Annotated in this window: 20 protein-coding genes; 7 read left to right on the forward strand and 13 right to left on the reverse strand. The window is 64.7% G+C overall.

All coding sequences use genetic code 11. From position 1 onward, the window contains the following. Positions 1–8: 8 nt before the first annotated feature. Positions 9–1,670, forward strand: a complete 1,662-nt coding sequence (locus tag A5747_RS05050) for a multicopper oxidase family protein (protein WP_076122564.1) — start codon at positions 9–11, stop codon at positions 1,668–1,670. Here A5747_RS05050 and A5747_RS05055 read toward each other — a convergent pair. The 8 genes from A5747_RS05055 to A5747_RS05090 are packed head-to-tail and all read right to left on the reverse strand — an operon-like array spanning position 1,658 to position 10,781. Further along, positions 1,658–2,488 (reverse strand): alpha/beta fold hydrolase, encoded by an 831-nt coding sequence (locus A5747_RS05055; protein WP_076122565.1) that lies wholly within the window; start codon positions 2,486–2,488, stop codon positions 1,658–1,660. The genes A5747_RS05050 and A5747_RS05055 overlap by 13 nt on opposite strands. Continuing rightward, positions 2,488–3,477 (reverse strand): cyclase family protein, encoded by a 990-nt coding sequence (locus tag A5747_RS05060; protein ID WP_076122566.1) that lies wholly within the window; start codon positions 3,475–3,477, stop codon positions 2,488–2,490. The genes A5747_RS05055 and A5747_RS05060 overlap by 1 nt, the downstream gene beginning before the upstream one ends. Beyond that, positions 3,465–4,295 carry a coniferyl-alcohol dehydrogenase gene (locus tag A5747_RS05065; RefSeq protein WP_076122567.1) on the reverse strand — a complete coding sequence of 277 codons (831 nt, stop codon included), beginning with the start codon at positions 4,293–4,295 and terminating at the stop codon, positions 3,465–3,467. The genes A5747_RS05060 and A5747_RS05065 overlap by 13 nt, the downstream gene beginning before the upstream one ends. Further along, positions 4,292–5,599, reverse strand: a complete 1,308-nt coding sequence (locus A5747_RS05070; protein ID WP_076122568.1) for an LLM class flavin-dependent oxidoreductase — start codon at positions 5,597–5,599, stop codon at positions 4,292–4,294. Before A5747_RS05070 ends, A5747_RS05065 begins: the two co-directional genes overlap by 4 nt. 2 nt (positions 5,600–5,601) lie before the next feature. Beyond that, a complete protein-coding gene (locus tag A5747_RS05075; RefSeq protein WP_076122569.1) occupies positions 5,602–7,335 on the reverse strand; it encodes an FAD-binding protein in 1,734 nt (577 codons plus the stop codon). Then, positions 7,332–8,249 (reverse strand): 3-carboxyethylcatechol 2,3-dioxygenase, encoded by a 918-nt coding sequence (locus A5747_RS05080; protein WP_233147955.1) that lies wholly within the window; start codon positions 8,247–8,249, stop codon positions 7,332–7,334. The genes A5747_RS05075 and A5747_RS05080 overlap by 4 nt, the downstream gene beginning before the upstream one ends. Further along, positions 8,197–9,918 (reverse strand): bifunctional 3-(3-hydroxy-phenyl)propionate/3-hydroxycinnamic acid hydroxylase, encoded by a 1,722-nt coding sequence (locus A5747_RS05085; RefSeq protein WP_076122571.1) that lies wholly within the window; start codon positions 9,916–9,918, stop codon positions 8,197–8,199. The genes A5747_RS05080 and A5747_RS05085 overlap by 53 nt, the downstream gene beginning before the upstream one ends. Continuing rightward, positions 9,918–10,781 carry an alpha/beta fold hydrolase gene (locus A5747_RS05090; RefSeq protein WP_076122572.1) on the reverse strand — a complete coding sequence of 288 codons (864 nt, stop codon included), beginning with the start codon at positions 10,779–10,781 and terminating at the stop codon, positions 9,918–9,920. The genes A5747_RS05085 and A5747_RS05090 overlap by 1 nt, the downstream gene beginning before the upstream one ends. A 126-nt stretch (positions 10,782–10,907) precedes the next feature. On the opposite strand from A5747_RS05090, the gene A5747_RS05095 reads away from it, so the two are divergent. Then, the gene (locus A5747_RS05095) at positions 10,908–11,585 is read left to right on the forward strand and encodes an IclR family transcriptional regulator (RefSeq protein WP_076122573.1); all 678 of its coding nucleotides are present in this window, start codon (positions 10,908–10,910) and stop codon (positions 11,583–11,585) included. 14 nt (positions 11,586–11,599) lie between these two features. Further along, positions 11,600–13,213, forward strand: coding sequence for an FAD-dependent oxidoreductase (locus A5747_RS05100; protein WP_076122574.1), 1,614 nt, complete (start codon positions 11,600–11,602; stop codon positions 13,211–13,213). An 83-nt stretch (positions 13,214–13,296) separates the two neighbouring features. Here the strand turns inward: A5747_RS05100 and A5747_RS05105 are convergent, their stop codons facing one another. Both A5747_RS05105 and A5747_RS05110 read right to left on the reverse strand, forming a co-directional pair. Continuing rightward, positions 13,297–13,998, reverse strand: a complete 702-nt coding sequence (locus tag A5747_RS05105) for a CTP synthase (RefSeq protein WP_076122575.1) — start codon at positions 13,996–13,998, stop codon at positions 13,297–13,299. Between the two features lie 36 nt (positions 13,999–14,034). After that, positions 14,035–14,391 (reverse strand): nuclear transport factor 2 family protein, encoded by a 357-nt coding sequence (locus A5747_RS05110; RefSeq protein ID WP_076122576.1) that lies wholly within the window; start codon positions 14,389–14,391, stop codon positions 14,035–14,037. Positions 14,392–14,420: 29 nt separating this feature from the next. Here A5747_RS05110 and A5747_RS05115 point away from each other — a divergent pair, with 29 nt between their 5' ends. Beyond that, the gene (locus A5747_RS05115) at positions 14,421–15,254 is read left to right on the forward strand and encodes an NUDIX hydrolase N-terminal domain-containing protein (protein WP_233147956.1); all 834 of its coding nucleotides are present in this window, start codon (positions 14,421–14,423) and stop codon (positions 15,252–15,254) included. 13 nt (positions 15,255–15,267) lie between these two features. Here the strand turns inward: A5747_RS05115 and A5747_RS05120 are convergent, their stop codons facing one another. Beyond that, positions 15,268–15,741 (reverse strand): hypothetical protein, encoded by a 474-nt coding sequence (locus A5747_RS05120; protein WP_076122578.1) that lies wholly within the window; start codon positions 15,739–15,741, stop codon positions 15,268–15,270. Between the two features lie 86 nt (positions 15,742–15,827). Between A5747_RS05120 and A5747_RS25735 the strand changes: the two genes are divergently transcribed. Beyond that, positions 15,828–16,457: a TetR/AcrR family transcriptional regulator gene (locus A5747_RS25735; RefSeq protein ID WP_076122579.1), complete on the forward strand. Its 630-nt coding sequence runs from the start codon at positions 15,828–15,830 to the stop codon at positions 16,455–16,457. Here A5747_RS25735 and A5747_RS05130 read toward each other — a convergent pair. Further along, the gene (locus A5747_RS05130; protein WP_198938130.1) at positions 16,454–16,882 is read right to left on the reverse strand and encodes a PaaI family thioesterase; all 429 of its coding nucleotides are present in this window, start codon (positions 16,880–16,882) and stop codon (positions 16,454–16,456) included. The two genes, A5747_RS25735 and A5747_RS05130, sit on opposite strands and share 4 nt — an antisense overlap. Before the next feature lie 53 nt (positions 16,883–16,935). After that, complete coding sequence (locus A5747_RS05135; protein WP_076122581.1) at positions 16,936–17,607, reverse strand: enoyl-CoA hydratase-related protein; 672 nt, start codon at positions 17,605–17,607, stop codon at positions 16,936–16,938. 194 nt (positions 17,608–17,801) lie between these two features. Here A5747_RS05135 and A5747_RS05140 point away from each other — a divergent pair, with 194 nt between their 5' ends. Both A5747_RS05140 and A5747_RS05145 read left to right on the forward strand, forming a co-directional pair. Then, positions 17,802–18,215: a helix-turn-helix domain-containing protein gene (locus A5747_RS05140; RefSeq protein ID WP_076122582.1), complete on the forward strand. Its 414-nt coding sequence runs from the start codon at positions 17,802–17,804 to the stop codon at positions 18,213–18,215. Next, positions 18,212–18,628: a PPOX class F420-dependent oxidoreductase gene (locus A5747_RS05145; protein WP_076122583.1), complete on the forward strand. Its 417-nt coding sequence runs from the start codon at positions 18,212–18,214 to the stop codon at positions 18,626–18,628. The genes A5747_RS05140 and A5747_RS05145 overlap by 4 nt, the downstream gene beginning before the upstream one ends. The last annotated feature ends 7 nt before the right edge of the window (positions 18,629–18,635 follow it).

Genomic DNA, 18,635 nt, shown 5'->3' on the forward strand with positions numbered 1-18,635 from the left:
AGTGATCAATGCCCGAGCTGCCAACGAGCGGGGCCCCCTTCGACAAGACGCGGTTCACCAGGCGCGGTTTCATGGTCGCCGGCATCGCCGGTGGATTGACGCTGGCCGCGTGCAGCCAATCGAAATCTCAGGTGACCGGCAGCGCCGCACAAATGGCAGCAGCCATAGCCGAGGTCGAGGCCGCTCGGCCACATAGCGGGCGGACCGTGACCGCCGCCCTAACACCACAGCCGGCCCAGATCGATCTCGGTGGGCCGATCGTCCATACGTTCGCCTACGGCAATTCCATTCCCGGACCGCTGATCCGGGCCAGCATCGGCGACGAGCTGGCCGTCACCGTTTCAAACCGGCTCGACCGTCCCACGTCGGTGCATTGGCACGGTATCGCGATGCGCAACGACATGGACGGTGCCGCGCCGGCCACCCCAAACATCGCAGCGGGCCAAGACTTTACCTACAGGTTCTCCGTCCCGAATCCGGGCACATATTGGGCCCATCCGCACACCGGCCTGGACGCCGACAAGGGACTCTATCTGCCGGTCATCGTCGACGATCCGACCGAGGGCAACTACGACGCCGAATGGATTGTCGTCCTTGATGATTGGACCGATGGGATCGGCAGGTCCCCACAACAGTTGTACAACGAACTCACCAGCCCGAATAAGCCCCCAATGTCGAACATGCCCACGACGACCGAGCCGACGTCGACCACGACCACGACGAGCCCGACAACCTCGACAACGTCGACGGAGACGACGACCTCGACCACCTCGACAACGTCGACGGGGACGACGACCACGACGACCGCCACGCCGCCGAGCTCGATGGCCGAGACACCACGGGGCAGTGCCGGCAAAAGCGACCTGCTCGGCGGCGACGCCGGCGACATCGCCTACCCGTACTACCTCATCAATGGCCGAATTCCTGCGGCCCCCACCACTTTCAACGCGAAGCCAGGTCAGCGAATCCGGATCCGCTTCATCAACACCGGCTCCGACACCGCATTTCGCGTCGCGCTGGCTGGCCATTCGATGACGGTCACCCACACCGATGGTTACCCCGTCGTGCCCAGACAGGTTGATGCTCTGCTCATCGGCATGGCCGAACGCTACGACGTCATCGTGACCGCTGCCGACGGGGTCTTCCCACTGGTGGCACTGGCGGAAGGAAAGGGTGCCCTGGCGCGGGCCCTGCTCGCCACCGGATCCGGCAGCCAACCCGACCCGGGTTTTCAACCGGCCGAACTGACCAAACGCGTGGGCACCATCGACATGTTCACCGCCACCACACCGGTCAACCTCGGTCGCCCCGAAGCCGGCCTCAACCTCCCGGTCGTACTGGGCGGCAATATGATGCAGTACAACTGGACGATCAACGGGCAGCCCTACCGCAGCACCAATCCGCTGCACGTCCGGCAGGGTCAACGGCCCACCATCACGTTCGACAACCCCACGATGATGTATCACCCAATTCACCTGCACGGCCACACATTCCAGCTGATCAAGGCTGACGGCAGCCCCGGCGCGCGCAAGGACACAGTGATCGTCTTGCCCAAGCAGAAGATCCTCGCGGTCCTCGTCGCCGACAACCCCGGCTTGTGGGTGCTGCACTGCCACAACACATACCACCAAGAGGCCGGGATGCAGACCCGTCTGGACTATGTCTTCTGACTTTTCGCCAGAAAGTCCAGTAGCAGCTCGTTGACCGCCTCCGGCTGCTCAATTTGCGGGCAGTGACCGGCCTTGTCGACCACTACCGGGCGGGCACCGTCGATCTGTTTGGCGATCTGGGCCGCCCAGCCCGATGGCAACAGTTTGTCGTCTCCGCCCTCGACGACAAGCGTCGGCACGTCGATGCGCTCGTAGGCCCGCGCCGTCGACGGGGTCGGCGGCGGTGCGGCATCCGGGCGACGAAACCTGGCCGCGGCCACGGCCTCCCATGCGCCAGGCGCGATACTCGACTCGTAGCGGCGCCGCACGTAGTCGTCGTCGGCGGGATAGCCAGCGTCGTAGAACAACGCTTCGACGATGCGGCGCATCGCGGGCAGCGTGGCGTCGTATTGCTGCAGCGCCTCGAAGTGCCGGTTCTGTTGGATTTCTCCCCCACCGCAGATGATCACCAGGCTGCGGATCGGTAGCAGCGGTGCATCCGAGGTCGCGTCGGTGAGCAGGTTGATGGCTCCCATCGAGTTGCCGACGAAATGCGCCGAGTCGATGCCAAGCGTTTCGCAGAAGCGGGCCACATGCCGAATCCGCATGCCACGGCCATTGACGAAATCGATGACCTTCGCGGACTGACCGAATCCCAGCTGGTCGGGCGCCAGCACGCGATGTCGAGCGGCGAGGGCGGCGATGTTGCGTTCCCAGCCGAGCTCGGCGCTGGCACCGAATTCGCCGCCGTGCAGCAGGACCACCGGATCGCCCTCGCCGGCCTCCAGGTAGCTGGTGACCAGCCCATCGACCAGCGTGGACTTACGCTGAACTTTCATCACTTGATCGCGATCGGATTCACCGGGGAGCCCACGGCGCCAACAACTCTCAACGGCGGCGCGATCAGCTGGAATTCGTATACTCCGTCGGCGGAACAGTCGTCCGCTAGGGCGCCGAGGTCCCAGTACTCGCCGAACATCAGCCCCATGTCGCGCAGGCACAGCAGATGCAGGGGCAGGAAAACTCCGTCCACCCCGGACACCAGGTCTTCGACTTGCAGGTTGTCGGCGGCGACCGCCGCGACCTCATGATCATGCAGCCACGATGCGCAGCGCCAGTCCAGCCCGGAGTAGCCTTCCATCTTGTTGCCGGTCTCCAGAAACCTTGTCCACCAACCGGTTCGGATCAGTACGATGTCGCCCCGGCCGACTGTCACGCCCTGGGTGCGGACCACGTCGTCGAGTTCTTCGGGAGTGATCGGGTTTCCGGGTTCGAGGTAGACGTCCGCGCCGCGGTGGCGAACCAGGTCCAGCAGCACACCGCGCGAGGTGATGCCCTTGCCGTCGACCTTGTCGATGCCGCAGTGATAGGCACCCATGCTGGTCACCGAACCCGCCGGGAAGCCGTTGTAGAGCTTGTCGTCGTAGTAGACGTGAGACAACGCATCCCACTGGCTGGCGGCTTGGAGCGGCATGATGATCATGTCGTCGTTGAAGCGGAACGGATTGGCCGCCATGTATTGGCTCAGCTGCTGCGCCAACGGGTTACGCGCCCACTCGGGCCCGTACTGGGCCAGCGTGTTCACGTCGCCGCCGTCGATAGTCATGACATGCACCGGGTTGTGGCGGAACTCGAAGGCGCCCTGCGGTCCTGACGCGCCGAAGTCCACACCGAGCGGAAAGACCTTGCCGTGCCGGACCAGGCTTGCCGCTTGAGCAACTTTGTCCTCGGTGATGAAGTTCAGGGTGCCCAGCTCGTCGTCGCTGCCCCATCGCCCCCAGTTGGAGACGTCGCGAGCGACCCGCCGAAAATCAGTCACGCTGGCCACGGAGCCCGTCCTTCCTCGATTTCACGGGCGATCGCCGCGCCGACGTTGCCGCCGTCGACCCATACGACCTGGCCCGAGATATAGCTGGCTGCACGACTATTCAGAAACAGTAGAACCGAGGCCTGCTCGTCCGGACCGGCGACGCGCCCCAGCGGCTTGGGGATGTCGTCGAGATAGCCCTGCCCGTAGGCGGTCCGTAGCTGGTCAAGGATAGGCGTTTCGGTCACCCCGGGGCCGGTGCAGTTGATGCGGATGCCCCGCGCCCCCAGCGGCGTAGCGCTCCGCATGGTGTAGAGGATGATCGCTTCCTTCGACAATTGGTAGCCGCCGCCGGTCAGCTCTTCGGGATGGGTATGGCACCAGTCGATGCCCTCTTGCATCGTCGCGGTATTCAGCAGCGGCGCCACGTCGTGCAGGTGTTCCCGGTATCCGGCTGCGGCCAGCGACGACACGCTGACGATGGATGACCCGTCGACCATCTTCGGGATCAGTGCCTCGGTGGCATGCCGCAAGCCGAGGAAGTTGATCGTGGCAACCAGTGGCGGGTCACCGATTCCGGAGGAGACACCGGCGACGTTGAATAGCGCATCGACCTGCCCGCCGATGGCGGCCACCGCATCGTCGATTGATCCCGGGTCGGCGAGGTCGACTTCGTGAAAATCGTTGAGCCCGACGGTCGGTGGGCGCTTGTCCAGGCCCACGACGTCGGCTCCGAGCTCAGTGAGTTGTCGCACCACGTGTTCGCCGATGCCCGACGCACACCCGGTCACCACCGCGCGGCGGCCGTCGTAGCGCCAAAGCTCGTCGATGCCCGTCACGTGCCCTGCTGCTCCTCCTTAGCGCGCTGCGCCGCCTGGACGCGACCCTCGTTGATCTCCGCCATGGCTTCGGGGATCTCGCTGGCGGTGAACTTACCGCCGCGCCCGGTCGGCAGGCCACCGAAGGAGTACTTTTCGTCGAACTTCGGTGCAGTCGATTCCGGCCGTCGCGCCTCGACCTTCTCGATCACGGGTGCGAGCCGGACGGCTTTGTCGGCTACCGCCTTTTTGTCGCGCTCGATGAACTCGGGCAGCACCTCCTTGCCCATCAGCTCGATCGACTCCATGGTCCCCTCATGGCTGCGCGGGTTGAGCAGCAGGATGATCTCGTCGACACCGCTTTCCTCGTAGCCGCGCAGGAACTCGCGCACGGTGGCCGGGGAACCGATCGCGCCGCGTCCGGGGCCGTAGGCCAGTGTCGGGTCCTTCTCGACCTCTTCCAGGTACCGCTTCCACACCCCGGTCCGCCCGGGCGTGTGCACGCCGGTCATATAGAAGTGCATGATGCCGAACGAGAAGAATCCGCCGCCCTGGCCGAGGCGTTTGAGCGCCTCGTCGTCGGACTTGGCGACCATCATCGACAGGTCGCCGCCGATGGCGAGAATGTTCGGGTTGATCCGCGGTGTGACCGGCACACCGTTCTCCTCGAATTCCTTGTAGTAGCCGTTGACCCGCTCGGTCAGCGGACCCGGGCCGGTGTAGGCGAAACTCAATGCGCCGATGGCCTTTTGGGCGGCCATCTGTACGCTCGCCGGCCGCGTGCAGGCTACCCAGACCGGCGGATGGGGCTTTTGCAGCGGCTTGGGGATCACGTTGCGGGCCGGCATCTGGATGTGCTCGCCATCGAATCCCGCGAAGGGCTCCTCGATCATGCAGCGAATGGATACCTCGAGGGCCTCTTCCCATTGCGCGCGTTTGTCGGCGGGATCGATGTTGAATCCGCCGAGCTCACCAACCGAGGACGATTCCCCGGTGCCGAACTCGACGCGCCCGTTGGACAGCAGGTCGAGGGTGGCGATGCGTTCGGCGACCCGCGCGGGATGATTCACCGCGGGCGGAAGGTGCATGATGCCGAACCCCAGCCGGATGTTCTTGGTCCGCTGGCTGGCCGCGGCCAAGAATATTTCCGGCGCGGTGGAATGACAGTATTCCTCGAGGAAGTGGTGCTCGGTCAGCCAGACCGTGGAGAACCCCGCTTTGTCGGCCGCCTCGACCTCGTCCAGGCAGTCCTGCAACAAGACGTGTTCGTCGTCGGGTGCCCACGGACGGGGAAGGGCGAACTCGTAGAACAGCGAGATTTTCATTGTTACCTCCTATGAGAACTAAGGGTCTGGCTCGCAAGGTGTTTGGCCGCGACAAAGCCAAAGGTCATCGCCGGGCCGATGGTCGCCCCGGCTCCGGCGTAGCTGCGGCCCATCACCGGCGCGGCGGTATTGCCCACCGCGTACAGTCCCCGTACGACGGTGTCGTCGGGCCGTAGTACTCGCGCGTATTCGTCGGTACGCAGGCCACCCGACGTCCCGAGGTCGCCGAGCACGATTCGAAACGCGTAGTACGGGGGATCGCCCAGCGGATACAGATTCGGGTTTGGCAGTGTCGGATCGCCGTAGTAGTTGTCGTAGACGCTGTCCCCGCGGTTGAAATCGTCGTCGTGTCCCCGGTGAGCGAGTTCGTTGAAACGTGTTGCGGTTTCGCTAAGCTGGCGCGCCGGCACCCCGATCTTGGTCGCCATGTCTTCCCAACTCGTGGCAGCTTTGACGACGCCGGACTCCAGCCACGCGGACGGCATCTTGCGGCCCGTGGGCACCGGGGCCCCAGGGATTTTGGGTATCGGCAGATGGCCGCCGATCACATAGCGATTCCAAGACCGGTGGTCGGTGATGAGCCAGCACGGGATGTGCGTGATGCCGGATTTCTGGCCGTCGATCATGGCGTGGCCGAAATCCATGTAGGGCGCTGCCTCGTTGATAAAGCGCTTACCGTCGCCGTTGACGATGAACTGCGCCGGCATCATCCGTTCGTTCAGCATGAATTGCATTCGGCCGTCCGGCCATTGGATTGCCGGGAACCACCAGGCCTCGTCGAGCAGGTCGGTTCCGGCACCCACCTTCTGGCCCGCCCGAATGCCGTCGCCCATGGCGGCGGGATTGCCGAAGCTCCAGTCCCGGGACCCCACACTCTCCAAGACGGGCAGCTGCTCCTTGCGCCAGGCGAGATCGTGATCGAAACCCCCGGAAGCCAGGATGACGCCGCGGCGTGCGCCGATTCGCTGCTTGCCGCCGTCGCGCTCCAGCACCGCCCCGGTCACCGATCCGTCGCCGTCGGTGAGCAACTCGACCATCGGCGAGTCCAGCCACAACGGGATGCCACGCTCGCGCATCGCCAGAAACAGCCGTGCCATCAGTGACTGCCCGATCGCCGCCATCCGCTCGTTGAACGCTCTGGCTTTGACCATGCGCCAGATCAGCTTCAGCAGCACGCCCTTGCCTGCCCATGACTGCCTGATCCGGTAGAAGGTTCGAAGCTCCTTGGGACCCAACCAGATTCCCTTGGGAGCGAGCGTCAGCGGCTGGAGCAGTTTCCCCTCGTCGGGGCCCAATGTGCGCAGGTCGATGGGCGGCACGTTGATAGTGCTGCCGAGTTCGGAGCCGCCGGGCAATTCCGGATAATAGTCGGCGTAGCCGGGCTTCCAGACGAACTCCAACCATCCCGACAGCCGTTCGAGGAATTCGAGCATCTGCGGCGCAGACTCCACGTACTGGCGTATGCGCGCCTCGCTGACCAAGCCGTCGGTGATCTTGCGTAGGTATTCGACGACACCTTCGGGGTCCGGGACATAGCCCTCCCTGCGTTGTGCGGGTGCCCCCGGCACCCAGATGCCGCCACCGGAGAGGGCGGTGGAACCGCCGAAATGAGAGGACTTTTCCACCACCAACGTGTCCAGCCCGGAAGCGTCCGCGGCGAGGGCGGCCGCCATGCCGCCACCGCCGGATCCGACGATGAGCACGTCGACCACGTGATCGAAACCCTCGGCGGTCATGCCGGTGTCGCCGTTCTGATGGCGAATCCGGCGATCAGTTCCGGCGCCGGCTGGTAGTAGCGCATCACCGTCCGGTACGGCCCGGCCGATTCCAGTGCGGCGAAAGCCGCTACCCAGGTTCTGATTTCGTGTGCCGAGCTGCCGCCTTCGTGGACCACGAACGAGTTCGACCACTGATCGAGATCGTCCAGCCGTCCCGCGTCGACGATTTCGAGGAAGCGATGATCCCACGCAGGGTTGAGCGGTTGCAGGTCATTTTCGCCGGCGGCAAAGCTCTTGGCCGCGTCTGCCGTCGCCGCTTGCCGAGCCCGCCGCTGCTCGGGCGTCATCGGCCGACCGTCCACGATGCGTTCGCGCACTGCGGCAGTCGCGGTCGCCAGCGTCGGAACCGGCGGGCTGTGCGAGAGTCCACCGGATCCGATCACCAGCACCCGCTTGTCCAGAGTGGCGAGGAAGCCGCCCACGGCGGCACCGAGTGCACGGCAGCGCTGCAACGGCCCCAGCGGAACCGCGATCGCGTTGACGAAAACCGGTATCACCGGGCGTGCGGTGGCGTCCCCGAAGAGTTTCTCCAGCGGCTGAACGGTGCCGTGGTCCACGTCCATATTGGCCGACACCGCGACGTCGACTCCCGCGGCGAGTACGACCTCCGCGCATTCGGTGGCCAGCTCTTCGGGCACATCGAGCGGGCCGGCCTGGGTGCCGTAGTCGCCAATCCCGGTAGCACTCATGCCGATACAGAACGGCGGCATTACCTTGTAGAAGAACCCGTTGTAGTGATCCGGCGAGAAGATGACCACGAGTTCCGGGTTGTAATCTTCGACGAATGCGCGCGCCTCAGCGATCGCGCCTTCGATGTCGTCAAGCAGGTCCCGCGACGGCCCCGGAAGATTCAGGAGCGGGCTGTGGGACATACAGCACAGAGCCAGAGGCACTTCGGTGATCACCCCCTCCCGGGGTGAGCGTGAGGGCATCGAGGAGCGCGACGCTCAGCTCCGGCGCGCGCTGTGCGATGCAGGTACCCGCGATACACCGATCTGGGCGCAGGAACACGACCGATTCAGGGTGCGTGTCGAACCAGGATTTGACGCCGCCGCCCCGGTCGCCGACGACCACAACATCGGGATCGTCGTGCCCCGTCCAGTGCAGCTGCGTGGCGGGGCGCAGCGCGATGAACCGCGCGCCCAAGGCTTTCCACGCCTCGAAGGCCTCATCGCCGAGGATCTTGCGGGGGTTGTTGTTCCAGCACAGCACCGCGAACCAGTCGCCGAGGACGTCGTCCAACAGGATGTCTTGCTGGACGCGGGTGTCGACCCGGGGCTGGATGAACAGCGTGCCGACCGGCGAGTCCGCGCGAGCTGGCCCGTTGTGACCCACCGAATGCACCACGGCGCCCTGCTCGTAGCGCGGCATCGGCTTGAACCGCATCTCCAGCACATAGCGCTTGAGCGAGGGCACAATTGACGCGGATCGCACGAGGAGGTCCCGCACGGTCGCCACCCGACGGTTTGTCGGTGAGATGACGCGGCCGACCATGGTGGACAGGTCGATCATCGCGCGCGCGTGCTTGCGGCGCTCCACGTCGTAGGTGTCCAGCAGCTTGTCGGTGGCCTGACCGTTCACCACCGCGGCGAGCTTCCAGCCCAGATTGGCAGCGTCGCGGATCCCGCTGTTGTAGCCCTGGCCCTGCCACACCGGCATCAGGTGGGCGGCGTCGCCGGCCAACAACAACCGGCCACTGCGGAACGCACCGGCGATCCGCGAATGGTGGGTGTAGACCCGGCGCCGAATCACGTCGACGCGGTCGGGGTGGGGCACCATGCGCGCCAGCATCCGAGTCAGAAACGCCGGGTCCTCCGCTTGCTCGTCGGTCTCGTCGGCGTGAATCATGAACTCGAAGCGGCGAATTCCGTGTGCGATAGAGATCGAGGCATAGGGGCGTTCGGGGTCGGCGCCGACCTCGCTGTTGGGGTGGCCCAGCGGGTCGTTGGCGACATCGACCACCAGCCACCGCGTCGACGATGTGGTCCCGTCGAAGGAAACGTCCATCATCCGTCGCGTCTGGCTGCGCCCGCCGTCGCACCCGACGACGTAACGTGCGCGCACACCGGCCGCGTCGCCGTTGCCGCCGAGTTCGACGGTCACCCCGTTGTCATCTTGGGCGCACGACGTCATCGGGCGGCCCCACCACACCGCGACGTGTTCGAATCTGTCTAACCCGGCGAGCAATTCGGCGTCGACGAGCGGTTGCACGAAGCCGTTGCGCTTAGGCCAGCCGAAACGCGCGTCGGGCGGGGCCATTTCGGCCAGTACACGGCGCTTGGCATCGACGAAACGCAGGATCTGGTTGGGCACGGTGTGTGGCAGGACGTGCTCGACCAGGCCGATCGATTGAAAGGTGCGCAGGGCCTCGTCGTCCAGCCCCACCCCGCGCGGGTAGTCGATGAGCGTGTCTCGTTCCTCGACCACCAGCGTGCTGACGCCTTGTAGGCCAAGGATATTGGCCAGCGTCAGGCCGACGGGGCCGGCGCCGACGACCACGACGTCGACAGCGGCTTGTTCCTGGTGCCCGTCGGTACCCATCAGCGGCCTAGCAAGAAGTCGAGATGGAGGCGATTGAACGTCTTGGCGTCCTCGTACTGGGGCCAGTGGCCACACCCCGGCATCACCTCGAACCGTGCGTTCGGGATCATCGATGCGATGCGGCGCCCTTCGGTGACGTCGGCGGTGGGGTCGTCACTGGTCCACAGCACCAGCGTCGGCGCGGTGATCGACCCGTACTCGGCCGGGCCCAGGATGTTGCGAGCCCGAATCTCGGGGTCTTGCAACGCCATAATGTCGCGCATCGCGGCGACGAATCCAGGTTGTCGATAGACCCGCTGGCGGCTGGCCACCAGGTCGTCGTAGTCCTTGGACTTGTCGGCCATCAACCATTTGATGCGCGCCTGGACCGTCTCCCACGTCGGGTCCTCGGCGGCGGCCATGGACAACGTGATGATCCGTTGCATCACAGCCGGATCGGCCTGGGAGCCGCCCGCGGTGTTGAGGACCAGCCGGTCAACCACGTCGGGATGGTCGACGGCGGCGCGGGCGGCCACCCAACCGCCCAGCGATTCGCCGCTGAGGCTGGCGCGGTCGACGCCGATGGTGCGCAGCACGGCTATCAGGTGCTCGACGTAGTGATGGACTTCCAGCGGGTGGCCCGGCTTGTCCGTATACCCATGCCCCAGCATGTCGATCGACCAGGTCCAGAAGTGTTCGGCGTGCGCTGCCAGATTGCGGACGTAGGCCTCGGCGTGACCGCCGGATCCGTGCAGCAGGACCACGAGCGGCTTGCCCGGGTCGCCGGCGCGCAGATAGCGGGTGCGGACTCCGCCGGCGTCGAGGTAACCCTGCGAAAAGGCGACGCCCTGGAGATCGCTCCATATGCTCTCGAACTCCGCCACGGTTCCTCTCTGGCTGCAGCTGGGGGAAATCTCGTTCTCGATTTGGACTTATCTCGTGTGCTAATATCGCACAACAATGTGCGTTATATATAGAGCTTCGCTCTCGCATGGAGGTCTGTCAAGGCTGTGACGGGTTCTGGGAGCGGTTCGCAGACACTGGCCAGGGGCCTGACCGCGCTGCAGATGGTGGCGGCCTCGCCGGCCGGGCTCACCGTGCAGCAGCTGGCCGACCAAGTCGGAGTGCACCGGACCATCGCGTATCGCTTGCTGTCGACGTTGGCTCAGTTCCGGTTGGTTGCCAAGGGAGAGGACGGGCGCTACCGACCCGCCGCCGGCCTTGCCGTGCTGGGCGCGTCGTTCGATCGCAACGTGCGCCAACTAAGTCTGCCCACGCTGCGCGCACTGGCCGACGAACTCGGGACCACGGTGTCGTTGCTCGTCGCCGAGGGCGACCAGCAGGTGGCGGTCGCGGTGATCGTGCCGAGCCACGTCGCCTACCAACTGGCCTTCCATGAAGGCAGCCGATATCCGTTGGAGCGCGGTGCCGCTGGGATCGCATTGCTCGCGAGCATGCCCGCGCGTCCGGGCGAACGGGATCTGGTCGCACGCGCTCGCGAACGCGGCTGGGTGACGACGTATGCGGAGATCGAGCCGAACACGTACGGCCTGGCCGTTCCGGTCCGCCGCCAAGCCCCCTCTCCCCCAACGTGTATCAACCTCATCTCCCATCGAGAAGATGTCGTGATGCGCGGCAAGGATGCGGTCATCCGTGCCGCAACGCAGTTGTCCGAGCTACTGAGCTGAAGGGATATCAGTCCATGCCTTGGGACTCCGAAGTCGATGTCGTCGTGCTTGGCAGCGGCGGCGCCGGGCTCACCGCCGCGCTGTCGGCCGCCGCGGCCGGGGCGTCCGTTGCGGTCTTCGAGAAGGCACCGACCGTCGGCGGGACCACCGCCGTGTCGGGTGGCATCGTGTGGATCCCGGCCCATAACCGTTCTCCCGATGGCGAATTGACGGTCGCGGATGCGTTGCGGTACTTGCGCGCGCAGTCCCATGGCTCGATGGACGACGCCCTGGTCGAGACGTTCGTGCGAACCGGCCCGGCGATGCTCGACTTCGTCGAAGCGCACAGCGGTCTACGCTTCGAGATCGCCACCGGCTTCCCCGATTACCAACCGGAGTTGCCGGGCGGACAACCGACGGGAGGCCGGTCGTTCAGCGCCGCCCCCTTCGATCTCGCCCAATTGGACGAGTGGGCCACGCGGATCACGTCGTTTCCCGCCGATTGGTCCAACGTCGGTTTCGATGCAGAGACCCGAGCCCGGTTGCACGCCGCCATAGACGAACGGACGAGCCACCTGTGCGTCGCCGGGACCGCCCTGATCGCCGGGCTTCTGAAAGGGTTGCTCGACGTCGGGGTGACGCCGCGGGTGAATGCGCGGGCCGAACAACTTCTCGCCGAGGGTGGGGAGGTCACCGGTGTGCGGGTGGCCGTGCCCGGAGGAAGCCTGAGAGTGCGGGCTCGACGCGGTGTCATCCTGGGCACCGGCGGTTTCGAATGGGATCCCGTTCTGGCGCAGGCCTTTTTGCGTGGACCGATGCACGGCGCGGTCTCCCCGCCGAATAACACCGGCGACGGGCTGCGCATGGCGATGGCGCAGGGCGCCGATCTGGGCAACATGGGCGAGGCGTGGTGGGTGCCGATCGTGCGGATCCCGGGCGACACCATCGACGGCGAGCCGCGCAGCCGCAGCGTACGTCTGGAGCGCACCCGGCCGAGGAGCATCATCGTCAATGCGGCCGGCCGCCGGTTCGTCAACGAGGCATGCGACTACAACTCGATGGCCGGCGCTTTCCACTATCTCGATCCGCGCGGGGGTTATGTGAATGATCGCGGTTGGATCGTGTTCGATTCGGTGCACCTGCAGCGCTACGGATTTCTGGGTATTGCTCCCGGACAACCGGTTCCGGACTGGTTTTGCGAGTCGGCGGATCTTGCGGAGTTGGCTGCGAAGACCGGTATCGACGCGGAAGGTCTCAACCGGACGGTTCAGGAATGGAACCGTCAGGTCGCCGCGGGCGCGGATCCCGATTTCGGCCGCGGCTCGAGCGCATACGACGGCTACTGGGGCGACGACAGCGCCACCACTCTGGCCGGAAAGACGCTCGGCCCGATCGACACCGCCCCCTATTACGCGGTGCCGGTGTGCATCGGTTCGATGGGCACCAAGGGCGGGCCGCGTACCGATCCTGACGGCCGTGTGCTCCACGTTAGTGGTGAGCCGATAACCGGGCTCTTTGCCGCCGGCAATGCAATGGCCGGCGTAACCGGCCGGGCCTATGGCGGCGCCGGCGGAACCATTGGTCCGGCAATGGTTTTCGGCTATCGCGCCGGCCATGCAGCCGCTACCGGCAAGTCCGTCGACCTTTAGCCTTGCGCCGAACGTGTACTGAGTGCGAAAAACCCGGGCAAATCTCGCACCGAGTACACGTTCGGCGCTGCAGGTGGCATACGTTAGCGTGTTGCGGCTGCAGACAGAAGTCTCGTCACGAGCGGGTGCGGGCTCTCGATAGTCGAGCGGTTCTGCGGCACAAACAATGTGGCGACGTAAAACGGATGCTCGGGTAGTTCAAACACCCGAGCTTCATCGTCGTCGTCCTGTCCGGTGACACGCAGTCCGCCTTCTTCAAGTACCTGACGGAAGTCCGGATTGAGTCCAAAGTTGCAGTAGTACTCTTCGTTGACCCTCCGCATGCCATAGCACTGGGCGGCAATGGATTCCGGTTCGAGGTTGACGGGCATGGTCCGGCCTGCCAATGAGCAAGTCAACGCCGAGATGAATAGCCGGGAAGCGTACGGATCGTACTCGGCATGCTGAGCATCTTCGAAGCCCAGCACGTTACGGGCGTACTCCAAAATGATGTGCTGGCACCCGCCGCACGTACCTAGAGTGGGCACGGCGTTTTCCCGCCCGAAACGCAGCGCGGCCAGCGCCCCCAGCAAACTGCGATATGGGCTGCCGGGTGCACACCAGAGCGCATCCGCAGTCGTCAGCGAACTCAGGTCGGTCTCGAGTGATTCAGTGGCCACCCAGGCCACGGAGACATCCAATCCGAGCGGACTCGCGGAATGGCGAATCGCTTCGTTGGTGGCTACGTGAGGCGCATACGAGCTATCGAAATCGCCGATGATCGCAACGTTCAACAGATCCGTCATCACCGCTTTCCTTCGCCTCGGCTGTCTTGGATGCCTTTACGGTGCAACGAGATACGTTCCGTGCCCTTCGATCACCAGACCATCGCCGAACCGTAAAACTTCGCAAACCCGCGTATTGTCTTGGTTCCGGTACACGATGGCGATGGTCTCGATTCCCTGGTAGACGTCCTCGACGACGAACCGAAGGTTGGGAATTCGCTGCAATGCCTTGGTCCAGTAATGGCGCAGGGACGCCTTGCCAAGCACGATCCCCGCTGTGTCCGGCAGAAGCTTGGCTGCCACTGGCGAGGTAAACACCACGTCCTGGTGAAAGTGCTCGAGAACCGACTCCACGTCGTGGGCATTCCATGCCCGTTCCCACTGCTTGCTAAAGGTGACGGCGTCAAGGTTCACGGTGGAGACGGTAGTCGCCGGTGCGGCCGATGGTCCAAGCATTTTCACGGGGAACCTGGCGCAGCGGATTCAGCTTGCGTCATGCTGAATCGATGGTTGCCTATGACCAGATCGGCGGTAGCTATCTCGCGACGCGGCGACCCGATCGGGCAAGAGCATTTCGACGCCGGCTACCGCTTACTAATAAGCGACCCCAGTGCGGGTGGAAACTGGACAACATGACTTCGTCGGATTCGGATGCCGCCGATCAGATTCGCCGACAGGCCCTAACCCTCCTTGCTGTGGCGCAAAACGGGCTCACCTTCGCCGGCGACCCGTATGACAGGCAACGGTATGAGCAGGTACGCCGGTGCGGCGAAGCGCTGATGGGCCTCATTTGCGAGAGCGAGCTTGAGCAGCTGCGTGCGATCGTTGCCCTCGACTCCGGCTACATGACGCCCAAGGTCGATGCGCGAGCCGGCGTCTTTGATTCGAAGGCCAAAGTGCTTCTAGTCCAGGAACGCTCGGACGGTCGCTGGACCTTGCCGGGCGGCTGGTGCGACGTTTTGGAGAGCCCCGCGGAGGCCATCGTCAGGGAGGTACAGGAAGAAGCTGGCGTGAACGTCAGTGTGGACAAGCTTGTCGCGGTGCTGGACCGCGACAAACAGGGCCACCGGCCGCATCTCCCATTTCACGTCTACAAGCTATTTTTCCTTTGCACCGAACAGTCCCGAGTCCCACCCGATCCCACCGAAACCGCGGCGATCGACTGGTTCGCTCTTGACGAGCTGCCCCCGCTGTCCACATCACGAGTACTCGAATCCCAACTACGTCTCATGCACACCCACTGGCTGAACCCGGCTCTGCCCACCGCGTTCGACTGACGCTGCCGGTGGCCTAACTCGCGTACGAGGGGCCTTCCGGCAACAGGTGCTTGCGCACGAGTTTGCGCCAGCGCCGGTGCCGATAGCGATAAATCCCCTTCGCGAGCGCGGCGACGAACGCGGTCGCAACTCCCGCGTCGACGTCGACGGTGTCGCTGTATCGGCTCGAGCGTGCATCGATCGGTTCGACATGCAGCGTGTGGTTCCACGCCTTGAGGAGTCCGCCGTTCTCGTGGGTGCGCACCGTTCTGCGCGCCGGATCCACCTCGACGATTTCAATCGTGTGCCGGTAGGCCGGTATCACATGGAATGCGAGCAACCATCCGGTTCCGCGCTCGCCCACGCGCAGTACGTCCGAGCGTCCCGCCAGCGCCGGAAACCCCAGAAGGCCCTTACAGACGTACAGGAACGTGACCGGGGACAGCATCGCCGACCACACCCTGTCGGCGTCGGTCGGCAGGATTGTTTCGAGGTGGACGGTTCGCACCGGTACTCCTTCGGCGGTAGTTAGGGTACCCTAATTCTGCTGGTGAAAGCGCCGGTTGACTACTCGCATTTCCCAGGAGATCCGCGATCGCGCCAACGAACCGATTTAGGGAGCGTAAGCAGCCCAAACAGGAGCGGGCCGCCCAGACCAGGCAACGGATTCTGGATGCTGCGGCTCGCGTTTTCGCCGACCACGGCTACACCGCCGGCACCACCAATCGAATCGCCGAATGCGCCGGGATCTCGATCGGCTCGCTGTATCAATACTTTCCGAACAAGGACGCCGTGCTGCGAGCCTTGATGGACTCGCACGTCGATGCCGGCGCCAGGTTGCTCGGTGAGCGGTTGGCGAATGGTATGCCGCAACGGCTCGACGATGCGCTGCGGCTATTTGTGCGCGCGACCATCGACAACCACCGCGACAATCCGCGCCTGCATCGCGTGCTGTTCGAAGAGGCCCCTCGTGCGCCGGAGTTCCTGGCGCGGCTGCACGACTTGGAGCAGCTGACGGTGGATGCGACCACCCGATTACTCGAGCAGCACCCGGACGTGCGTGCCAGCAGACTGAACGCCCAAATCGTGGTGGCGACGATCGAATCGCTCGTTCACCGGCTCGTCACCTCGCCGAGCCCCGTTGACTTCCAACAGCTCGAAGATGAAATCGTCCTTCTGCTCACCGGATATCTGCAGCCACACAACGATTCCCACGCCGATTAGGCCGCCGGAAGGATGATGCACGTGGTGGTGGCGTGGGCGACAAGCTTGCCGTCTTGGTCCACGACCCGGCCCTCAGCCGTCGCAGTGCGGCGTCCGGAATGAACGACGGTGCCTGTGGCCGTGAGGGTTTGGCCATCGGTGCTGGCGGCACGGATGTAGTTGACCTTGATTTCCAAGGTGGTATAGCTGACGCCGGCGGGCAGGGTGGTATGGACCGCGCAGCCCATGACCGAGTCGAGGAGGGTAGCGGCGATACCGCCGTGGACGGTGCCAAGGGGGTTGGCGAATTCGGGACGGGTGTCAAGGGACATCACGACACGTCCGTGGTCGAGCTCGTCGAAGCGCAGGCCGAGCAGGCGGCCGATCCACGGTATATCGGTGGGGCGTTCGCTTTGCACCCAGCGCATCAGTTCCAGGCCGGTCATGGCAGCGATTTCTGTGGTCACGATCGTTCTCCTTGGTGGTGTCGACGCCGGGGTCAGCCCAACGGGGTGACGGTGTCGCGCAAGGTGACAAGGACCGGGGCATACATGCGGGCCTTGATGGCGCCCAGAGTGTCGCCGGCCTTGTTCGCCTGCGCGGCGGCGAGTTCGATGGCCTTGGCGCGCACCACATCCTCTGCCACCGCGTCGTCAACGATGCCGGCCGCGACGGCGTCCGTCCCGCCGTAGCGGTGTCCGCTGAGCATGGCCTGATGCGCGGTTTGCGGCGCCAACCGGGCCTGAATGAGCGCGGCCATGCCAGGGGTGAACGGGATGTTGATGTCCACCTCGGGCAGACACCAGAAGCCGCGGTCGGCGCGCATGACGCGAAAGTCGTGCGCCAGGGTGAACATCGCGCCCGCGGCGAAGGCGTGTCCCTGCACGGAGGCCACAGTGATCACCGGCAGGGACAGCACTCGCGCGAAGAGTTGGTGAACGGAAACGACGTAGTCGATGTGTTGGTCGGCGTGGGCGGATAGCCAGTCAAGGTCCAAACCGTTGGAGTAGAACTTCCCGGTGGCGGCGGTAACGAGGGCCCGGGGTCCGTGGGCCTTCTCCACCTCTTCCAGCCCGGCGTCGACGGAAGAGATCCAGTCGGGGTGAAAGCGGTTCTCACCGTCGCCGAGGTCGAGAACGAAGACGTTGTCGTGGCGATCGAGCGTGGGCATGCGAAACCCTACCTTTCATTCGTCAATTGACCATCCGGAGCGACGAAAAGCGCTGGCGCCGCAGGGCTTTCGCGGCTCCGAGGGGTACTGCTATCGATCGGTCCCTCTCGTCCCGATACACCGCCACATGGTGGCCGTTCATGTTACTATCTGCAGAATAGCGAGCTATCTATAGGATAGGAAGCGGGTGAGACATGGACCACAGCCGCGAACCCACGGCGTGGCTGCCGTATTGCCCGTATTACGCCGCGGCCGGCGACATCTTGACCCGCCGCTGGGCACCGATGGTGCTGCGCGCACTGGTCACCGGCCCGAAGCGGTTCGGCGAGATAGCCGCGTCTATCCCCGATATGACGGACAAGCTGCTGTCCCAGCGACTCAAGGACCTTGAAGACGAGGGCTTGGTCGAGCGCTTTCTCGGCGACGGCCGTCCGGCGCGCGTCGAGTATCGGTTGACAGAGAAGGGCGTCGAGCTCGGTGACATCCTGCTCGACATCAATCTGTGGGCGCTGAAATGGATTGACCTGTCCGCCCGTCAACCAGCGACGAAAACGCGAGTAACCCGCCGCGCACGATCCACTACCGCCAAAATGAAAGGGACAAAATGAAACTCGATGACGGCATGCGCAAATTTCTCGGCGACGGCGCAGACGCCACCCTGGTTACGATCAACCCCGACGGTAGCCCCCATGTGTCGGTCGTATGGGTTGCGCTCCAATCCACGCCAGAAGGCGACGAGCTAGTGAGCGCGCATCTGAGCGAGTACCGAAAGACCCGCAACATTCGCCGGGACCCCCGCGTGGCTCTGACAATCCTTTCCAAGGAGCCCCATCCCGGGCAGCCCACACCGTATCTGTCCGTCACTGGGTCCGCCCGCATCGTCGAGGGCGGCGCACCCGAATTGTTGACCGAGCTGGCCGACGTCATGCTGGGATCCAGCGAGCATTTTCCGCCGCCGGGTTCCCCATCGGGGCTACTCACCAGAATCCGCATCGAAAAGGTCGGCGGCGCCGGCGCTTAGGGCCGAC

This window comes from Mycobacterium sp. IS-836, from assembly GCF_001954275.1.
Classification (GTDB): domain Bacteria; phylum Actinomycetota; class Actinomycetes; order Mycobacteriales; family Mycobacteriaceae; genus Mycobacterium.